The sequence below is a fragment of the Brevibacillus ruminantium genome, assembly GCF_023746555.1.
GTDB lineage: Bacteria > Bacillota > Bacilli > Brevibacillales > Brevibacillaceae > Brevibacillus > Brevibacillus ruminantium.
This window is the reverse complement of sequence record NZ_CP098755.1, coordinates 466,632-485,162: the sequence shown is the minus strand read 5'-3', so window position 1 is coordinate 485,162 and position 18,531 is coordinate 466,632. Positions and strand designations below refer to the sequence as shown.

Here is an 18,531-nt window from a genome sequence, read left to right as displayed (position 1 = left end):
GCCGTGTATATTTGCTTCTTTGCAGGGTCAGGAGCGAGCCGTACGTGCAGAGGACCGCCGTGCCCCTCCTAAAGCCCCTCTTCGCAGCACGCCTCCCATGCCCGCGACAAATGTCGGAATCCCCGCAGCGACGAGAATTAATGCCCAGTCGCGGAAGTAGAGATTGGTCGTTTTGAAAATGGGCTGCAGCGCTTCCAGATAGACAACGCCCAGAACCAGTACAATCGAGGAAATCACGGCCCAAACCAGATATTTATTTTCAAAAATATTGCGATGGAACACGCTGTGTTGACTGCGGCAGTCAAAAACGTGGATCAACTGTGCCATCACCAAGGTCACAAAGGCCACGGTCTGGGCATGAACCAGATCGTCCGGATTCTCCCGCCAGGTCAGCCAAAATGCCAGAAGGGTCATCAGCCCGATCAAAAACCCGCGGCTGATAATTTTCCAGCCCAGCCCCCGTGCGAAAATATTCTCGTGTTTGTTGCGGGGCCGCTGATACATCGTGTCCGCTTCAGGCGGATCAACCCCTAGGGCCATGGCAGGCAGGCCGTCTGTCACGAGGTTTACCCAGAGAATCTGGATCGGCACCAACGGCAGCGGCATCCCCAGAATCATCGCAAAAAACATAACCAGAATTTCACCGACATTGGAAGCGAGCAGATAGCGAATGAATTTGCGGATGTTGTCGTAGATATTGCGCCCTTCCTCTACTGCTGAAACAATCGTGGCAAAGTTGTCATCACGCAGCACCAGATCGGCGGCTTCTTTGGTCACATCGGTGCCGGTAATCCCCATAGCAATCCCGATATCCGCCGTTTTGATCGCAGGCGCATCATTTACGCCGTCACCGGTCATGGCCACGACGTGCCCGTTGCTTTGCAGAGCGCGGACAATTCGCAGCTTGTGCTCCGGCGAGACACGCGCGTAGACAGCGACGCGCTCTGCCCGCTCTGCCAGCTCCTCATCACTGATGCGATCCAGCTCCCGGCCTTCCATAACCTCTCCGTATCCGCGCATCAGCCCGATTTGCCGGGCAATGGCCTCGGCTGTAATCCGGTGGTCGCCGGTAATCATTACGGTCTTGATCCCCGCCTGGTGGCATAGATTGATGGCTGCACTCACCTCTTCGCGCGGCGGATCAATCATCCCGACCAGCCCCACGAAGGTCAGATCGCTTTCCTTGATCTCTCCCGTATGGCCGGTACGATACCCCTGCAGCGGTTTGTAGGCAAATGCCAGCACACGAAGGGCTTGGGCGGCCATCTTTTCTGTCTGATCCAAAATCCGGTGACGCATCGTTGCAGACAGCGGCTGTACCTGCCCCTTCCACAAGATATGGCTGCATCGGGAAAGGACTGCTTCGGCTGCCCCTTTCGTCTGCATCACGAAACTGCCGTCTGCCTTTTTATCCACAACCGACATCATTTTACGGTCAGAATCAAACGGCAGCTCTTCGACGCGGGCAGCCATCTTGCTTCCTTTTCCGTGTTCAACATCAAAGCCCAAGCCCTTGGCAGCCAATACCTTCAGCGCTCCCTCTGTCGGATCGCCGATCACCTGCCATCTCTTCACGGTTTTTCCCATGCTGAGAAGTCTGCGCGCCTTCTCCTCTTCATAGGTCAGCTGCGCATTGTTGCAGCTGTTTGCGATCTCCAGAAGCCTTGCCAATGCCTGATCGCGCTCCGGCGCGCACTGCTTGCCCTGCAGGAGGAAAGCCCCCTGCGGCTCATAACCGCTGCCTGTAACCTGAAACGTGTCATCCCCATGCCAGATATGTGTAACGGTCATTTTGTTCTGGGTCAACGTCCCGGTCTTGTCGGAACAAATGACGGAAGCGCAACCGAGTGTCTCTACAGAGGGCAGCTTGCGGACGATGGCATTTCGCTTGATCATCCGCTGAACGCCCAAAGCCAGCGCTACCGTCACGATCGCAGGCAGGCCCTCGGGTATGGCTGCTACCGCCAGGCTGACTCCGGCAAGGAACATCGTGAACAGCTCATGTCCATGCCACACCCCGGCCCCGATCACCACCATGGTAAGCAGAACAGCAACCACTACGAGGATTTTCCCCATCTGCTCCAGGCGAATCTGCAGCGGTGTTTCGGCGATCTCCGCTTCGTTCATTAGATGGGCAATTTTTCCGATCTCCGTCTGCATCCCGGTAGAGATCACCAGTCCTTGCCCGGTCCCCCCTGTGACCATGGTTCCCATGAAGGCGAGGTTTTTCTGATCTCCGAGCGGCACTTCATCCGGGCTGCCTGCTGCCAGCGTTTGGGCTGTTTTCGACACGGGAACGGACTCTCCGGTCAGGGCCGATTCCTCGATCTCCAGTCGATTGGCTGTGAACAGACGAAGGTCAGCCGGCACCCGATCTCCTGCTTCCAGCAAGACCAAATCACCGGGAACCAGTCTGGATGCGGGGAGCATGGAAAGCTGTCCATCGCGCAGGACCCGGGCCATCGGGGAGGCCAAATCCTTCAAAGCCTGCAGTGATCGCTCTGCCCGTGCCTCCTGAATGAAACCCAATACCCCGTTGATAAAAATAATGGCAATAATGGTGATCGCATCGAGGTATTCACCGAGAAAATACGAAATTAGGGTAGCGACGAATAGAATCAAGACCATAAAATCTTTAAACTGATCCAGCAAAACCGAATACAACGGCTTGCGTTTGCTCGCCGTCAGTTGGTTGGCGCCGCTTTTGGACAGTCTTCGCTCAGCCTCATCCCGCGAAAGGCCCTGCTTCAAGTCGCTTTTCAGCATCCTGGTCACTTCGACTGCCGCAAGTGTGTACCATTTTTGATTCGGCCTCGTCTCCATCTGTATCCCTCCATCACGTTCACACTTCATCTCATATGTATGCAGACGAGCCTCAAAATAACCCACCTGTCCCATCAATCCTTTTCGATGGCTGGCTGAGCTTTCGTTACGCGCAACGGGGCTGTGGCGAGAAGAATCATGTTCCCCTGCTTGGCTCCGTATTCCGCCCTGCTGGGAGGATTGACTGTCCGCTCCACAACGTTTGGCGGGGGTGCGCAAAAGCCGCTTCGCTTCGAAGTCATCCCAAGGTTGCGCCCCTTTCTCCCGCCAAACGTTGTTCCGCTGAGCTGGGCTTCACAGTCGCACCGCAGGGGAACATGATTCTTCTGCGAACATTCTGCTTCTTACTTGCTTTATAAAATAATTTAAAATGATGAAAAACAAAAAAAGATTTTTCTAATGAAATGAAAAGACTGGTGCACCCCCCTAATGCAAGAAACCCATCTGAAAATATCTTCAGATGGGCCTTTACGTTAATCCTTCACTTCTTTCCAATAACCGCGGTAGACTCCATTGGGGCTGATATTCAGTTCCCCTTTAAGAGTTAATGTTTGCATAGTTAATTCCCAGACCTTAAATTTACATTTAGGGTATGGTGTAAACTGTGATCCTATCTACAATAGAGTATATGTCCACAGTTCAAAACCAGCATGATGCACGAAATAGAAAAATTGTACAGGGTGTGAATCTTTATGAGATTTTTATTTAGGCCCAGCGTGATCATATTTTTGGTCGTCTTGATAATAGGAATTGTAAATCTAATTCCAAGTGACAATATGATGTCACTAGTTTTAGCATTGATACTCATTGCTAGTTTTATTGGTTTAATAGTTGAGTGGATAATAAAAAAAATCTCAGGGTCCCGATAATGGACCTTATGTAACAGGCGTCCCAATCTTTTAAGTTTGGGCGCTTTTCGCTGTTTTGGTCGATTATTCTCTTTCTGGCCTCCCCCCCAAAAAGTCCTTTCCTCGTTTTTCTTCATCGCTTTCACCCGCATTTGCTTGCAAAAGTCCGGCTACATGAAGAAGCATGTTTCCCTGCGTTGCGACTGTGGAGCCCTACCCAGCGGAGGGGCGATTCGCGGGAAAAAAGGAGCGCAACTTGGGATGACCTCGGAGCGATGCTGCTTTTGCGATCCCCCGCGAATCGACCCGGAGCGGACAGTAAACACTCCCTTGCGAGCGGAATACGGAGCATAGCAGGGAAACATGCTTCTTCTCACTATAGCCCCGTTTCCACTCGCCTTTCGGCAAGAAAGCTGCTAGTAAAGACGAAGAGTAACCACCGAAGCTACCATCTTCCGTCAATGAGAAAAACCCGTCTCATAAAAAAAGAGACGGGCTCAACCAGTATGCTAGGTTATGCTTTTGACCAAACCGATACAGATCAGCAAAACAGGGGGAAACCAGGTAAGCCGGGACAGCCATTTGAATCTCCCTGCCTGCCGTCCTAGTCCAATGCCGACAAACAACAATCCTCCGCTCATCACAGCAATACATGCAGCCACCGAAAGTGGCGGATAGCCCAAGAAGGTCAAGCTAATTCCTGCACCAAAGGCATCCAGCGACAGTGCCAATCCCAGCATCACGGCTTCCCAGCCCATGATATGGCCGGACCGATCCGTATCGGCATGCGAAGGGTCCTTGAGAATCTGAATGATCAGCCCAAACATCCGGAATTGGGAGACCAGCGCCGGACTGTTTTCTTCGGCAACACTGCTGTCTTTTGACTCATCTGTTGTTTTTGAACGCGCCGAGATCAGCCGCCATAGCGTAAATGAGCCCATCCCGATCAGTACGAACGCCCCAATTTGTTGGCCCCACTCCGGTGACAGCCAAAAGACAAGCGTCGAGCCCACCCACATGACTCCATACACTACGGCAAAGGAACACCCTGCCACAACGGCAAGGGATGTTAAAGGAATCCGCATATGCCTGAGACCGTAGGTCAAACCGACAGTGACGCTATCCATGCTGATCGCCAGGGACACAAGAAGAAGAGAGAGCCATCCGCTCATTTTGCCATCACCTCTTTTTCCCGTTGCCCTTTAGAATACGCTGCGTGTTTGTCCTTGGTGCCCGTATCCGACTTGACGGTTATGCGAACGTTTCTCCACGTTTTCATTGTTGGGCATCAGAAACGAACGCAAGCAAAAAAAGGGCCGAATGATTCCGCGCCCCTCTTGCCCAAAAGTGTACCGGGCAATGCACGCAGCATCACCCGATACACAGTCCAGCCAGCAGCTTTTTTATACGACGTCATACCCCTGGTCTTCAATCGCTTCTTTGATCGCTGCCTCCGTCAGGTTGTTTTCATCAAAGGTGACTTCCACGCTTTTCCCCGCAAGGTCCACTTTTCCCGCAGCGCCGATCTCCTTGAGTGCTTTCTCGATCGATTGAACGCAGTGATTGCAAGACATTCCTTCTACTTTCAGGGTTACGTTTTTCATTTGGACTCTCTCCTTTTTTCCTTACTGATTTTTTTGGTTAACCATACCGCTCGGGTTCCCGAAAAGCAACCCGGGCCTCCTTCTGTTACAATTTGACCCTTTGCAGACGCAAGGCATTCAGCACCACAGAGACGGAGCTGAAGGCCATAGCCGCCCCGGCCAGCCACGGTTCCAGAAACCCGAGGGCCGCAAACGGAATCCCCAGCGTATTGTAGGCAAAGGCCCAGAACAGGTTTTGCTTGATATTGCGGATCGTTTTGTGACTCATGACGATGGCGTCTGCGACACTCATCAGGTCACCGCGCATCAGCGTGATATCAGCTGCTTCCATGGCTACATCGGTACCGGTTCCAATGGCCATCCCGATATCGGCGGTCGCCAGAGCGGGCGCATCGTTGATTCCGTCCCCCACCATGGCTACCCGGCGGCCTTGTTTTTGCAGCTTCTTCACTTCATCTGCCTTGCCCTCCGGCAATACCTCGGCAATCACCTGGTCAATCCCCGCCAGGGGAGCGATGGCCTCGGCCGTCTGCCTGTTGTCCCCGGTCATCATCATGACGGACAGCCCCATTTCCTTCATCCGCTTGACGGCTTCGCGGGAAGTTGGCTTGATCGTGTCGGCCACCGCAACCATTACGGCCAGCTTTCCATCAACGGCCGCGAGCATGGCTGTTTTTCCTTCCCTCTCCAGTGCCGACATGGCTTCTTCGGCCTGTGTAAAAGGAATCTGATGCTCAGTTAGCAAGCGGCGAGTTCCCACAAGCACTTCCCTCCCGTTTACCACAGCGCGTATGCCGAATCCGGGAATGGCTTCAAATGAATCGGTGCTGCCGAGTGCGATCCCTTTTTCTGTGATTCCCTTCACGATGGCTTGTGCCAGCGGATGCTCGGAGTTTTTCTCGGCCGCTCCAATCAGGGTCAGCAGTTCGCTCTCTTCGGCGTCATAGCTGAAGACATCGGTCAGCTCCGGCTCTCCCTTGGTCACGGTGCCTGTTTTGTCCAGCACCACGGTATCCAAGCGGTGGGCCGTTTCCAAATGCTCTCCACCTTTGAACAGGATACCCAATTCGGCAGCCCGGCCTGATCCCGCCATAATCGAGGTGGGGGTCGCCAAACCGAGTGCGCACGGACAGGCGATCACGAGGACTGCGATCCCTTTTTCCAGGGCAGACGCGAAATCACCCGGCGCAACCAGCCAATACCAGATGATAAAGGTCAACACGGCAATCCCTACGACAACCGGGACAAATACGCCGGAAATACGGTCAGCCAAACGCTGGATCGGAGCTTTGGAGCCTTGGGCTTCCTCGACGACTCGAATAATTTGGGCAAGCGCTGTTTCCTTCCCAACCTTGGTCGCCTCAATCTGCAGAAAACCATTCTTGTTCAGCGTTGCCCCGATCACGTTGTCACCCACGGTTTTGTCGATCGGAATACTCTCTCCCGTCAGCATCGATTCATCGACTGCCGACTGACCTTCCCGCACGATTCCATCGACCGGGATTTTTTCACCTGGCTTGACGGAGACGATGTCACCCGGTCGCACCTCTTCGACGGGAATGGTCAGCTCCTTGCTTTCCCGTATGACAACGGCGGTTTTGGCCTGCAATCCCATCAGCTTGCGAATCGCCTCGGAGGAGCGTCCTTTGGCCTTGGCCTCGAAGAGCTTGCCGAGCAGGATCAAGGTGATCAAGACGGCGCTGGTCTCAAAATAGAGATCAACCATATGGGCCTGCGTACTGAGGGATTGAATCGACAGATACAGACTGTAGAAATAGGCTGCCGAGGTTCCGAGTGCGACGAGGACATCCATGTTGGCACTTTTGTTTCGCAGTGCCTTGTATGCTCCTACATAAAACTGTTTCCCCACGATGAACTGCACGGGAGTAGCCAGTGCAAGCTGGACCCAGGGGTTCATCAGCATGTCGGGCAGCCAGATGAACGAGGTAAAGGAAAAGTGGCTCACCATCGCCCAGAGAAGCGGCAGGGACAGGATCAGCGAAAAGAGAAACTTGCCCGTCTGCTGCTGGATCTCCCGGGCGCGGCGGTCTGCCGTCTCCGACTCGCTCTGGTCATCCTTTCGCACAGCCTGGTAGCCCAGTTTTTCCACCTGTCTGATCAGATCTGTCACACTGGTCTGGCTGGGTTCGTACTCCACGGAAGCCGTCTCCAAGGCGAGATTGACATGAGCCCCCGTCACGCCTGTCAGTTTGTTCAGCCCTTTTTCAATCCGCGTGGCACAGGCTGCACACGTCATCCCGGAGATGTTCAGCCCCACTTTTTCGGTAATCACCCCATACCCCAGATCCTCGATTTTCTGGTGGATTTTCTGCAGGTCTGTTTTCTCGGCGTCATAGACGACGGTTGACTTTTCGAGAGCGAGATTGACATTGGCTGATTCCACGCCCTCCAGCTTTCGCAAACCCTTTTCTATCCGCATGGCACATGCTGCACACGTCATGCCGGATATCGCGACGATCGCTTCTTTTTCTTTGCCGCTCATGTTTGATTCCTCCGAATCACATACCTATGAGGGGTATATTTTTGTTAGTCTTCCCTGAAGAGATGTTTTTTATCTGAACTCAGTATACAATACCCCCATACGGTATATCAAGCGGTTTTTTCAAAAAAATTCCCTGCTCCTATTTTAGAAGCAGGGCTTTGCCATTTTTCATGCTACTTTTTATTTTTGGGTGGCCTGGTAGGCAGCCGCAATCTGTGCAGCAACGGCTGCATTATGCTTCACCAGCGCAATATTGGTTTTCAGACTTTTGCCTTCGGTCAATTGTTTTACTTTCGCCAAAAGGAAAGGGGTCACCTTTTTACCGGCGATGCCGTTTTCCTTCGCTTCTTTCAGGGCCTGCAGGATGACCGCTTCAATCTCGTTGTGATCCAGAGCATCGGCCTCCGGCACCGGATTGGCGATCACCATGCCGCCCTTTTGTCCCAGCTTCCATTTGGTATCCATAACGGCAGCCACTTCTTCCGGCGTATCCAGACGGAAGTCAACGCCGAAGCCGCTCTCGCGGGCAAAGAAGGACGGGAAGTCACTGGTCTTGTATCCGACGACAGGTACCCCTTGGGTTTCCAGGTATTCCAGCGTACGGCCCAGATCCAGAATCGATTTGGCCCCGGCACAAATCACCGCTACACCGGTCTGCGCCAGCTCAGTCAAGTCCGCCGATACATCCCAGGTAATTTCGCCTTCGCGGTGAACGCCGCCGATGCCGCCTGTCGCGAAGACGCGGATGCCAGCCAGCTGAGCCCCGATCATCGTGCCGGAAACCGTCGTGGCGCCGATTTTTCCGCTTGCCAGGATGTACGGGAAGTCCCTGCGGCTTACTTTTTCCACAGACTGATTGGTAGCAAACTCCTCCAGCTCACTCTCCGACAAGCCGATTTTGATTTTGCCGTCCATGATCCCGATTGTCGCCGGAACCGCCCCGTTATCGCGGATGATTTGCTCTACTTCTTTCGCCATCTCGATATTTTGCGGATAAGGCATGCCGTGAGAAATAATGGTGGTCTCCAGCGCTACGACAGGGAGATTGTTCTCCAGCGCATGTCGGACTTCTTCTGTATAGGTCAGAAATTCTTTCATTGTTTATCGTTCCTCCTCGTATTTTTGCATGGTTTGTTCCAGCATCTCCGGCTTGAGCTGCGGAGATACCGAGTGTTCCGTACTCAATGTCAGAGCCGATGCGGCCATCCCGAACCGGCACGCTTGGCCCAGCGATTCCCCGTTCACGATGCCGTACAGCAGCCCCGATGCGAAGGCATCCCCGGCCCCTGTCACATCCACGACCTCGGTTGGGTAAGGGGTCAAAAGCTCCGCTTCTTCCTCCGACTGGCAGTAAACACCCTGCTCGCCCAAAGTGACAACGACACTCTTCACACCTCTGGCCCGAATACGGCGGCAGGCTTCTTCACAATCATCCTTGCTCTCAATCTTCATGCCAGACAAAATCTCTGCTTCTTCGCGATTGGGGAGAATTGTCTCTACACCCGCCAGACGCTCAGGCAGCTTTTCGGCCTTGGCCGAAGAAACCGGGTCAACAAACAGCGCTATCTTTTCCTCCCGGCAACGCTCGATGACGTAAGCCAGACAGTCGGCAGGCAGATTGGTATCCAGATAGACAGCGCGGGCTGCGGCGATATGCGACCAGCGCTCAGCCAGCATTTGCGGCGTCAGCGCGTCGTAGATATCCATGTTGGCCAGCGAAACGACCATCTCGCCGTCTCTGTCCAACAGCGCGGTGTAGGTGCCTGTACGCTGGGTAGGCAACCGCCATACCTGACTGATATCGACGCCGTGCCTGCGGGTCTCCTGCAAAATCCAGTCGCCTTCCTTGTCCTCTCCGACACAGCTGATCAACGCGACATTGCAGCTCAGACGCCCCAGATTTTCAGCGATATTGCGTCCGACTCCCCCGCAAGATTCCGAGATCGTGACCGGATTGGACGAGTGCAGCCGAACCTCTTGCTTGGCGCGTGCTTTTCGGTCCAGATTGGCCCCGCCGATGCAGACGATTCGCTCTTCATCGCGCAAAACATACGCTCTTCCCTTGATATCGCCACGCTTGGTCATTTGGGCAATATAACCGGCAACTGCCGAACGGGATATCCCCATTTTATCGGCAAGCTCCTGCTGACTGACAAAAGGGTTTTCCCGAATATAACGGAGAATCTGCTTTTCCTTATCCATCGCTCTCCTCCTTTCTCTCAGACAGAGAAGATCTGCTTATTGGACAAACGTTTCGCTTTCACAACAAAAGTTTAACATACAAACAAATGTTTAGAAAGAGGAAAATGCTTACCATCGCAAAAAAGCTGCCGAGTTCTTCTCGACAGCCCATTGTCTTTCGTTATCCGGGAATCACTCTTCGGGCAAAGAGGTAATTCTGGTACCAGTACTCTCCCTCTTTTTCATCCTTGTGAATGTTGCTGATGACAACGCCGATGCCCGGTTCGTAGGTGTGCAGGATTTTTCCGTCCCCCATGTAAATGCCGACATGCCTTACCTTGTTTAAACCGGTTTCATTGGGATAATCCTCATCGGAAAAGAACATGAGATCTCCCCGACGCATGTTCATGAAAGGAATTTCTTCCCCTTCCACTGCCTGCTCCCGGGCATTGTATCCGAGCTTAATCCCTTGTTTGGCGTAGAGGTACTGCACATAGGAGGAGCAGTCAAATGTCTTGTCATTAAACCGCTCTGCCCCGTAGACGTACGGTGTCCCCATATATTTCATACCGTCTGAAATGATCGCATCCGCCGTTTTTCTCCACCGGGGAACCGCAGCCTCGTTAATCGTCAGATGCGGCTGAGTTCCGTCTACGCGATACGGATGAACCCTCGGCTCTGGCGCAGGCTGCGCACTCTTCCGCGGACCGCAGCCGGCCATCGAGCTGAGCATAAGTACGGTCATGGTGATCCATATGACAAGCTTCCTTTTGGGCTTCATCTGACACCTCCTTCTGTCTATATTGTTTAATCAGAGGAGGTGTCCTATGCGGAGAGGGAGATCGCTAAACTTTTTCCAGCTTCCCCCGCCTTGTTTCGTCACTGGCGACGCCGAGCGAAACCTCTTTGGGCTTTTCGCGATGACGTGAGAGAGCAAAAACGGTCCCGATAATACAAAGGCAGCCGATCCATTCAAACAAGCCGAACGATACATGCAGCCAAAAGACAGCAGTAATAACGGCAGACAGCGGTTCCGCCGAAGCGAGCAGGCTGGTTTCTGTCGGCCGGATGTAATTCAAGCTATCTACGTACAAATAAAAAGGAATCAACGTCCCGAACAAAATGATAAACAGCACGGCCAATACAGAAGGAAGTGTCCAGATCATCTCCGTATAGGTCCAGGTTTGCGTGCTGAGCCCCAATACCACACCGCCGATCAGCATGGACCAGCCCAATACGACAGTAGATCCCCAGCGCCCCAGCAACAGTGTGGGGTAAACCGTGTAAAAAGCAAGCGCCAGCGCCGAGGCAAGCCCCCATGCAAGTGCGCCAGCGGAAATCGTCAGCTTGCCGGGATTTCCTCCTGTGATCAGAAAATAGGTTCCGCCAAGAGCCAGAACCAAGGCTGTTACTTGGGCCAATGAAGGCAACTTCCGCGTACGAATGATGAAATAGAGAACCAGAAAAACTGGCCCCAAATACTGAAGCAGAGTCGCTGTTGCGGCATTGCCCGCTTCAATCGCGGCAAAGAAGGTATACTGCACAGCGAGCATCCCCAGGATCGAAAAGATGAGCAGCCGTACAAAATCGCCGCCCGAGCGCAAAAGATGCCAAACATTTTGACGATGCTGGCCCAATAAAGAAAGAGCCAACAAAATCACTCCCGAAGAAAGCAGGCGAACGGCAACCAGCCAATCCGTCTGAAACTGGTAGTGCTGCATGAGTGACTGTGCCACGGTTCCCGACACTCCCCATAAGATGGAGGCCACGATTACCATGGTAAATCCTCGTATCCGTACTGAAGCAGACATGATTTTCTTTCCTCTCCACTTCTTTTTACCTGCAATATATCGCGTACTGCAACTAAACACAACCTGAAGATGCGTCCCTGCGCCAAATCGAATTACTTTGACAGGCGGGTTCATGGTCTGTATAATTATCTTTAAATTAAGATATGTTTCGTTCACACCTGAAAAAAAGGGGGTTCCACGATGTCTGATCCACAGCAACAACGAGACGATTCATTGCAGCTCATGGTTGTTTTGGCCCGCGCTTACAACTGGGTAACTGCAAATACAAACAAGGAAATTCGCGGACACGGATTGAATCCGACCGAATTTGGCGTACTGGAATTGCTGTATCACAAAGGTCCCCAACCGCTTCAGCAAATTGGCGAAAAGATCCTGATCTCCAGCGGAAATATTACGTACGTAGTGGACAAACTTGAAAAGAAGCAGTTGTTGGTCCGCAAGCCCTGTGCCGAAGATCGCCGGGTGATTTACGCAGAGCTGACGGAAAAAGGAGAGCAATTCCTGGCCGCCATCTTCCCCTCCCATCGAGAGGCAATCGAGCAGGCCGTGAGCGGTCTGAACCAGGAAGAGAAGCAGCAGGCTATTGAGCTTTTGAAGAAATTGGGGCGTTCTGCTCAAGAGCGCTTTCAGCTATAACAGCACCGAAGTACATTGGCGGTGAAAAACCTCTTGACAAACCACCTCAATCGTAATAATCTTAAAATCAAGATTTACAATTTAAATGTTAGCTACTCACATTTCGAAAGGGGATTAACCGCAACATGAGCAAAGTACTGTTTATCAAAGCAAATAACCGTCCCGCGGATCAAGCGGTCAGCGTGAAGCTTTACCAAGCATTCGTGGAAACCTATAAAGAGACTCATCCAAATGATGAGATCGTCGAGCTGGACCTGTTTGCTGAAAATCTTCCTTACTACGATAACGATAAAATCACGGCCATGTTCAAAGCCGGCAAAGGGATGGAACTGACAGCGGAAGATCAAAAACATTTCGAGCTGGTCAGCAAATACCTGAATCAGTTCATCGAAGCAGAGAAAGTGATGATCGCTTTCCCACTGTGGAACTTCACGGTACCGGCTGTCCTCCACACCTACTTTGACTACCTGTGCCAAGCTGGCAAAACATTCCGTTACACCGCTGAAGGTCCAGTCGGCCTCTTGGACAACAAAAAAGTAGCTCTGTTGAATGCTCGCGGCGGCAACTACTCCCAAGAGCCAATGGCTTCGATCGAGATGAGCGTGAAATACGTTCAAACCCTTCTCGGCTTCCTGGGTGTAAAAGACATCTCCACTGTTATCGTGGAAGGTCACAACCAAGCACCGGACAAAGCAGAAGAACTGGTGCAAGCAGGTATTGAAAAGGCTGCAAAACTGGCGGAATCCTTCTAAGGCCCGCCGGCCTTTTTTCTCAAATATCTTAAATTTAAAATACTTTAATTTTAAATACTTTTATGAGGAGTGAATATGATATGGTACATGCAGGTTTGTTGATTATTCGATTGGTGATTGGTCTTACCTTTGCCGGTCACGGTGCACAAAAGCTGTTTGGGTGGTTTGGCGGTCATGGCGTGAAGGGAACAGGCGGCTGGTTTGAATCCATCGGGATGAAGCCGGGTATCATGATGGCCCTGCTCGCCGGTCTGAGCGAATTGATCGGCGGACTGTTGTTCGCTGCCGGGGTCGGCACATGGCTGGGCGCTCTGTTGATCATCGGCACCATGATTGTTGCGACTGTCAAGGTGCATCTGGCCAATGGCTACTGGGCCACGCAAAACGGCTACGAATACAACCTGGCGATTATCGCTGTCGCTTTGGGTGTCGCTATGATCGGGCCAGGTGCTTACACGCTGCTGTAATCTCGCTGTACGTTTGACCAAAAAGGAGGAGCCCTTATGAACATCTCCCTGTATTCAAAGGATCAACAAGGAAAAGGACATTTCGGCAATGGCGAGATCGTAGAGAGCAAACCGATTGCCTTTCCTCACGAGGATACCGCCGTCAAACGGGTCGGCCCCCTCTTTTACTGGGCCTGGGCCAAGTCGCTGACCACTTTTGAAATCCCGCTGCATCCCCACTCCGGCTTTGAAATCGTCTCGTACGTGCTGGCCGGAACAGTCGGCCATCGCGACACGCTGGGCAATCTGCAGCAGGTATCGACCGGCGGCGCCCAGGTGATGCAGACCGGCTCCGGGGCTTACCATGCCGAAGAGATGAGCACAGGCACAGAGATGTTCCAAATCTGGTTTGAGCCTCACCTCTCACAGGCTGTCAAGGTTCCGCCAACATACAACCAGCACGATCATGAGGAGTTTCCGCAAGAGGTCATCGATCAGGTGCAGGTAAAGCGGATCATCGGTGCAGACGCCCCGGTCTCCCTGGTAACTGACTCGGTCATGCAGGATTTGCACATTCCGCCGTCCCATTCCTTTACCTGGACGCTTCCAGCCGGTTATTCCCTGGCGATGGTCGCCGTCTCTGGAAAAGGCGATCTGCAGCCGCTGGCGGATGAGGCTGGCACAGCAGTCATTGGCGGAGATTTTGCAGTCGTGACCACCGATCAAGACGGCGAGATTCGCTTCACAGCCGATTCGGCAGAATCCCTTCGCCTCGTCGTGATTCAGGTGCCCGCTGAGGTGGACTATCCACTGTATCGAAAATAATCCTTTTCACAGGCAAAAAACACCTGGACGCAAGATGGCAAAAAAGCCAGGCAAACAGGCTGCTCGCTAACCTAGCGAAGCGGCCTGTTTGCTTTTCCGTTGCATACTCAGGTCCCTTTCAAGAGACATTAACAAGGGTAGATTTACAATGCACGGTCTGAAGGGAGCCAACTGGTTTAGCTGGCATGTTTCCATTAAATGCAAAATTCTACCCATACGTTTTCCTCATAGGCGAACCGCTCTCCCGGACCTGCCGCAACCTCCAGTTCCTCTGCGCCGACAGCGATTGTGTAGAGCCACTCTCTGCCCTGGAACTGCACATGTTTGATCTGTCCCTCCAGAAAGCCGGCTTCGCGGCTGGGCTGGCTGTCCCTTGGATGAAGACGAATTTGTTCGGGCCGCACCGGCAAAACACCTTCTGCCTTGAAAGCAGAAAAATCCCGAGATACCCGTAAAGGGCGAGGACTCCTGCCCGCCATGATCAGCTGAAAGGTGCGGGAATCACTCCAGACCCCCGGCAAAAAATTGGCCTTCCCGACAAAGCGGGCCACAAACGGCGACTCAGGAGCAAAGTAGATGTCATCCGGCGTGCCGTCTTGCTCTATTCGCCCATCCTTCATCACCACGATACGGTCCGCCATGGCCAATGCCTCTGACTGATCATGCGTGACATAGACGATCGAGGCGCCCAGTTCCCTGTGGAGATGCTGAATTTCTTTGCGCATCTGGACGCGCAGCTCCACATCCAGGCTGCTCAGCGGCTCATCCATCAGGAGCAGAGACGGGTGAAACACGATGGCCCGAGCCAGAGCTACACGCTGTCTTTGTCCGCCTGACAACTGACTGGGGTAGCGCTGTCCCATGCCGCCCAGACCGACCATTTCCAATACTTCCTCAACGCGGGAGCGCGGGTTTTTCCTGTACGACTCGGGTACTTCACGCTGGTGCTGCAGGGGAAAAAGCACATTTTGGAAGATGGTCATATGCGGCCATAGTGCAAAGGATTGGAACACCATCCCGACTCTCCGCTCTTCGGGCGGTTTGTTCAAGGCCGCATGGGCAGCAAGCTGGCCGTTAATCCAGACTTCGCCTGAGGTTGGCTGTTCAAACCCGGCCAGCAACCGGAGCAGTGTGGTCTTGCCGCAGCCGCTCGGCCCCAGCAAGGCCACAAATTCACCGCTGCCCACCTGCAGTTCCACCTCGCGCAGAACCTTTACCTCTCCAAATTGCTTATAAAGCCCCTTTACATAGGCACTGTTCATGCTTTCATCCTCCGTTGCCAATATCGTTTCAGCAGATGGCCCGCTCCCAAAGTCAGCAGCACCGCCGCAACGATCACCGTCGAAAGAGCTGTGCTCTGAACCGTAGAACCAGCCTGCTCAAAGCTGAAGATGACCACGCCAATCGTTTCCGAACCGGACGACCACAGCAGCGAGGAGATCGTCAACTCCGTCAGGGCGGTCAAAAACACCAGAAAGACACCGGTCAGCATGCCAGGGGCGTAAAGGGGAACAAGGATTTTTCGCCAGCGTACCGGCGTTTTTCCTCCATTGATGCGCGCTGCCTCCTCAACCTCCGCTCCTACCTGCATGATCGAGGCCGAGCTGCTTCGCACCTGCAAAATCAAAAAGCGCGTCACGTACGAGAACAAAAGCAACCAAACCGTCCCGTAAATCCCCGGCTGCCATCCCGGAATCGGTTCGATCCAGGTCAGGATCATCGCGAGTGCGACCACCATGCCCGGCAGCGCATACGGCAGAGAAATGATGCCTTCCATTCCTTTGTTCAAGGAAGTGGGGCGCTGAATCCGCCAGAAGGCAAAGGCCGTCCCGACCACCAGACAGATGAGCGCAGCCATGCCCGCCAGCATCAGGCTGTTTTGAATCGCGCGGGTTGTCGCTGCATGCTGCAACAGCACAAAAGAAAAGTGCTTCCACGTCAGATTCTCCAGAGCAAACGGCAGCCCATACGCCTTGAGCAGCGCCGTCGTCGCCATGGCAAGCAGCGGCAGTACACCTGTCACAAGCAGAAACAACCAGACGCCGGCTTCCACGGCCACACGCTTTCGGCCCAATGTGTAACGAACTGACTTATCCTCCCCATACGTCTGATCTGCTCTGCTTTTGCGCAGCAAAAACCACTGCACCCCTGTTCCGGCCAGCGCGATCAAGCCGAGCAGGACAGAAAGCGCGGAGGCGGTAGAAAAAGCCGAGGGTCCAAAGCCCACCACCTGTTCGTAGATCAGCGTGCTCAGCACGGAGACGCCGGCGGGAATGCCGAGAAAAGCGGGAATTCCAAAATTATCGAGACTGGAGATAAAAGCGAGCAGCCCGCCGCTGGCGATGCCCGGCAATGCCAGCGGCAGCGTCACTTTGGACAGAACGGCGAGTCTGCCGGCTCCTGATGATCGCGCAGCCCACTCCAGCTCCTTGGGAATGCGGTACAGGACAGACAGCGTCAGCAGATAGACCAGGGGATAGTGAGTAAGCCCCATGAGCACGATAATGCCGTCCAGACCGTACACATTCCACAAAACGGTCGGCTCTCCCAGCAACTGGGATGCCCAGCGGTTCAGATAGCCCTGCGGCCCCGCGAGCTGCGTCCAGGCCAGCGTCACAATATACGATGGCAGGATAAAAGGAAGGAGTGCAAACAGATGGACCCAGCCTTTCCCCCGGATATCGGTGTACGCGCAGATCCACGCCAACGCGACGCCGATGAGGAGCGAGAGAATCGTGGAACCAAGCACGGTCCACATCGTGTCCTGGATCGTCGTCCACGTCCGCTCGCTGGACAACAGCTCCCGATAGTGATCCAGGCCAAGGCCTGTTTCCGTCTGCACGCTCAGGATGAAAAGCCGGAGGACCGGATACGCGAAGAGAAAGACGATGACCGCGTACAGGAACCAGGTCCCCAGCTTTTGCACAGCCCGTTTGCCAACAGGCAGTCTTCCTTTCCTCTCATGCGGTTTCGTCAGGAGCGGTTGCCACTCACTTGCCACCCATCATCTCTCCAAACTTTTTCTTGTCCTCTTCGCGGGCAGCTTCCAGCTGGGCGATGTCAGCGGAGAGTATCTGCAATTCTTCCACACTCTTCAAGCCTTCGGGAGCCTGCACGCCTTTTTGGATGGGGGTATAGCCTTGGCTGGCCGCCAGCTTTTGCCCTTCCTCGGAAAGAACGAAGTCGACAAAGGCTTTGGCTGCATCCGGATTCCGGGAATCTTTCAGAATACCGATAGGCTCGGTAATAACAGGAACCCCCTCTTTGGGATAAACCAAGTCAATCGGAGACCCTTCCTTTTTGGCGCGGGCGGCCATATAGTCAACAAGCATCCCGTATTGCTTTTCACCGCCTGCCACACTTTTGAGCACCGCTCCATTCCCTTTAATAACGGTCATTTTGCTTTCTTTCAGTGCCTGGAAAAACTCCCAGCCAAAGTCCGGATGACGTGTAAACACACCGACGTTGTAGGCCGCAGCCCCCGAATAGAGCGGGCTTGGCATAATCGCCTTGTCTGCCGCCGCAGGCTCCGTGAGCACTTTCCAGCTTTCCGGAGCTGACTTGGTCAGATTGGTATTGTAAGCAAGCACCGTGGCCATTACCTTCGTGCCTGTATAGGCGCCGTCTGCGTCTTTCCATTCAGCCGGAATCCCTGCTGCTTCCGGAGAAGAGTAAGAAAGCAGGAGATCCCGTTTTTTCAAACCGGCAAAGGTTGGAGCATCTGCCAGCAATAGAACATCTGCCTTCACCTGCTTGGCTTCGGCTTCAGCCAAGAGGCGGCTCACCACCTCTTCCGTGCCGGAGCGAAACAGCTCTACGCGAACCTCGGGGTATTTTTGGGTAAACGCTGTGATCAGCGCATTCGCATCCTCATCAGGCTGAGATGTATAAAACAGCAGCGTTCCCGCAGCTTTTGGGGCTTGTGACGGTTCCGCCCCGCCAGTGGCTGGCTTCGCTTGCGGCTGTGCATTTGTCTGTGTCTGTTCGCTGGTGCCTGCGGTGGGAGATGCCTGCTGGGGCTGTGTTCCGCACCCCGTCAGACTGATCAGGGATAAGGCTGTTGCCAGTGCAATCGACCATCGTTTTACCATTGTGAATACCT

The 18,531-nt window shown here is 53.6% G+C and carries 16 protein-coding genes; 4 read left to right on the top strand and 12 right to left on the bottom strand.

Going from position 1 to position 18,531, the window contains the following annotated elements; genetic code table 11:
* Nucleotides 1–27 precede the first annotated feature (27 nt).
* The 9 genes from NDK47_RS02555 to NDK47_RS02515 all read right to left on the bottom strand — a co-directional run bounded on the left by NDK47_RS02555 (nt 28) and on the right by NDK47_RS02515 (nt 11,770).
* Entirely contained in the window at nt 28–2,823 is a 2,796-nt protein-coding gene (locus NDK47_RS02555) for a calcium-translocating P-type ATPase, SERCA-type (RefSeq protein ID WP_251873348.1), read from the bottom strand.
* A gap of 74 nt (nt 2,824–2,897) precedes the next feature.
* Entirely contained in the window at nt 2,898–3,065 is a 168-nt protein-coding gene (locus NDK47_RS02550; RefSeq protein ID WP_251873347.1) for a hypothetical protein, read from the bottom strand.
* 1,115 nt (nt 3,066–4,180) lie between these two features.
* Complete coding sequence (gene ytaF / locus NDK47_RS02545) at nt 4,181–4,843, bottom strand: sporulation membrane protein YtaF (protein ID WP_251873346.1); 663 nt, start codon at nt 4,841–4,843, stop codon at nt 4,181–4,183.
* Nucleotides 4,844–5,074: 231 nt separating this feature from the next.
* Nucleotides 5,075–5,275, bottom strand: coding sequence for a copper ion binding protein (locus NDK47_RS02540; RefSeq protein ID WP_251873345.1), 201 nt, complete (start codon nt 5,273–5,275; stop codon nt 5,075–5,077).
* A gap of 85 nt (nt 5,276–5,360) precedes the next feature.
* On the bottom strand, nt 5,361–7,778 hold the full coding sequence (locus NDK47_RS02535; RefSeq protein WP_251873344.1) for a heavy metal translocating P-type ATPase: 2,418 nt from the start codon (nt 7,776–7,778) through the stop codon (nt 5,361–5,363).
* Between the two features lie 180 nt (nt 7,779–7,958).
* Nucleotides 7,959–8,876: a pseudouridine-5'-phosphate glycosidase gene (locus NDK47_RS02530; protein WP_251873342.1), complete on the bottom strand. Its 918-nt coding sequence runs from the start codon at nt 8,874–8,876 to the stop codon at nt 7,959–7,961.
* 3 nt (nt 8,877–8,879) lie between these two features.
* Nucleotides 8,880–9,980 (bottom strand): carbohydrate kinase, encoded by a 1,101-nt coding sequence (locus NDK47_RS02525; RefSeq protein WP_251873337.1) that lies wholly within the window; start codon nt 9,978–9,980, stop codon nt 8,880–8,882.
* A gap of 160 nt (nt 9,981–10,140) precedes the next feature.
* On the bottom strand, nt 10,141–10,740 hold the full coding sequence (locus NDK47_RS02520) for a C40 family peptidase (RefSeq protein WP_251873336.1): 600 nt from the start codon (nt 10,738–10,740) through the stop codon (nt 10,141–10,143).
* 64 nt (nt 10,741–10,804) lie between these two features.
* Entirely contained in the window at nt 10,805–11,770 is a 966-nt protein-coding gene (locus NDK47_RS02515; protein ID WP_251873335.1) for a DMT family transporter, read from the bottom strand.
* 180 nt (nt 11,771–11,950) lie between these two features.
* On the opposite strand from NDK47_RS02515, the gene NDK47_RS02510 reads away from it, so the two are divergent.
* The 4 genes from NDK47_RS02510 (at nt 11,951) to NDK47_RS02495 (ending at nt 14,429) form a co-directional block, all read left to right on the top strand.
* Nucleotides 11,951–12,406 (top strand): MarR family winged helix-turn-helix transcriptional regulator, encoded by a 456-nt coding sequence (locus tag NDK47_RS02510; RefSeq protein ID WP_251873334.1) that lies wholly within the window; start codon nt 11,951–11,953, stop codon nt 12,404–12,406.
* 125 nt (nt 12,407–12,531) lie between these two features.
* Complete coding sequence (locus NDK47_RS02505) at nt 12,532–13,158, top strand: FMN-dependent NADH-azoreductase (RefSeq protein WP_251873333.1); 627 nt, start codon at nt 12,532–12,534, stop codon at nt 13,156–13,158.
* A gap of 80 nt (nt 13,159–13,238) precedes the next feature.
* A complete protein-coding gene (locus NDK47_RS02500) occupies nt 13,239–13,625 on the top strand; it encodes a DoxX family protein (RefSeq protein ID WP_251873332.1) in 387 nt (128 codons plus the stop codon).
* A gap of 36 nt (nt 13,626–13,661) precedes the next feature.
* A complete protein-coding gene (locus NDK47_RS02495) occupies nt 13,662–14,429 on the top strand; it encodes a pirin family protein (RefSeq protein WP_251873331.1) in 768 nt (255 codons plus the stop codon).
* Nucleotides 14,430–14,623: 194 nt separating this feature from the next.
* On the opposite strand, the gene NDK47_RS02490 is transcribed toward NDK47_RS02495, so the two are convergent.
* Genes NDK47_RS02490 through NDK47_RS02480 form a run of 3 tightly spaced genes read right to left on the bottom strand, consistent with a single transcriptional unit; the run spans nt 14,624 to nt 18,520 of the window.
* Complete coding sequence (locus NDK47_RS02490) at nt 14,624–15,691, bottom strand: ABC transporter ATP-binding protein (RefSeq protein ID WP_251873330.1); 1,068 nt, start codon at nt 15,689–15,691, stop codon at nt 14,624–14,626.
* Nucleotides 15,688–17,430 carry an ABC transporter permease gene (locus tag NDK47_RS02485; RefSeq protein ID WP_251873329.1) on the bottom strand — a complete coding sequence of 581 codons (1,743 nt, stop codon included), beginning with the start codon at nt 17,428–17,430 and terminating at the stop codon, nt 15,688–15,690. Before NDK47_RS02485 ends, NDK47_RS02490 begins: the two co-directional genes overlap by 4 nt.
* The gene (locus tag NDK47_RS02480) at nt 17,420–18,520 is read right to left on the bottom strand and encodes an ABC transporter substrate-binding protein (protein ID WP_251873327.1); all 1,101 of its coding nucleotides are present in this window, start codon (nt 18,518–18,520) and stop codon (nt 17,420–17,422) included. The genes NDK47_RS02485 and NDK47_RS02480 overlap by 11 nt, the downstream gene beginning before the upstream one ends.
* Between the last annotated feature and the right edge of the window lie 11 nt (nt 18,521–18,531).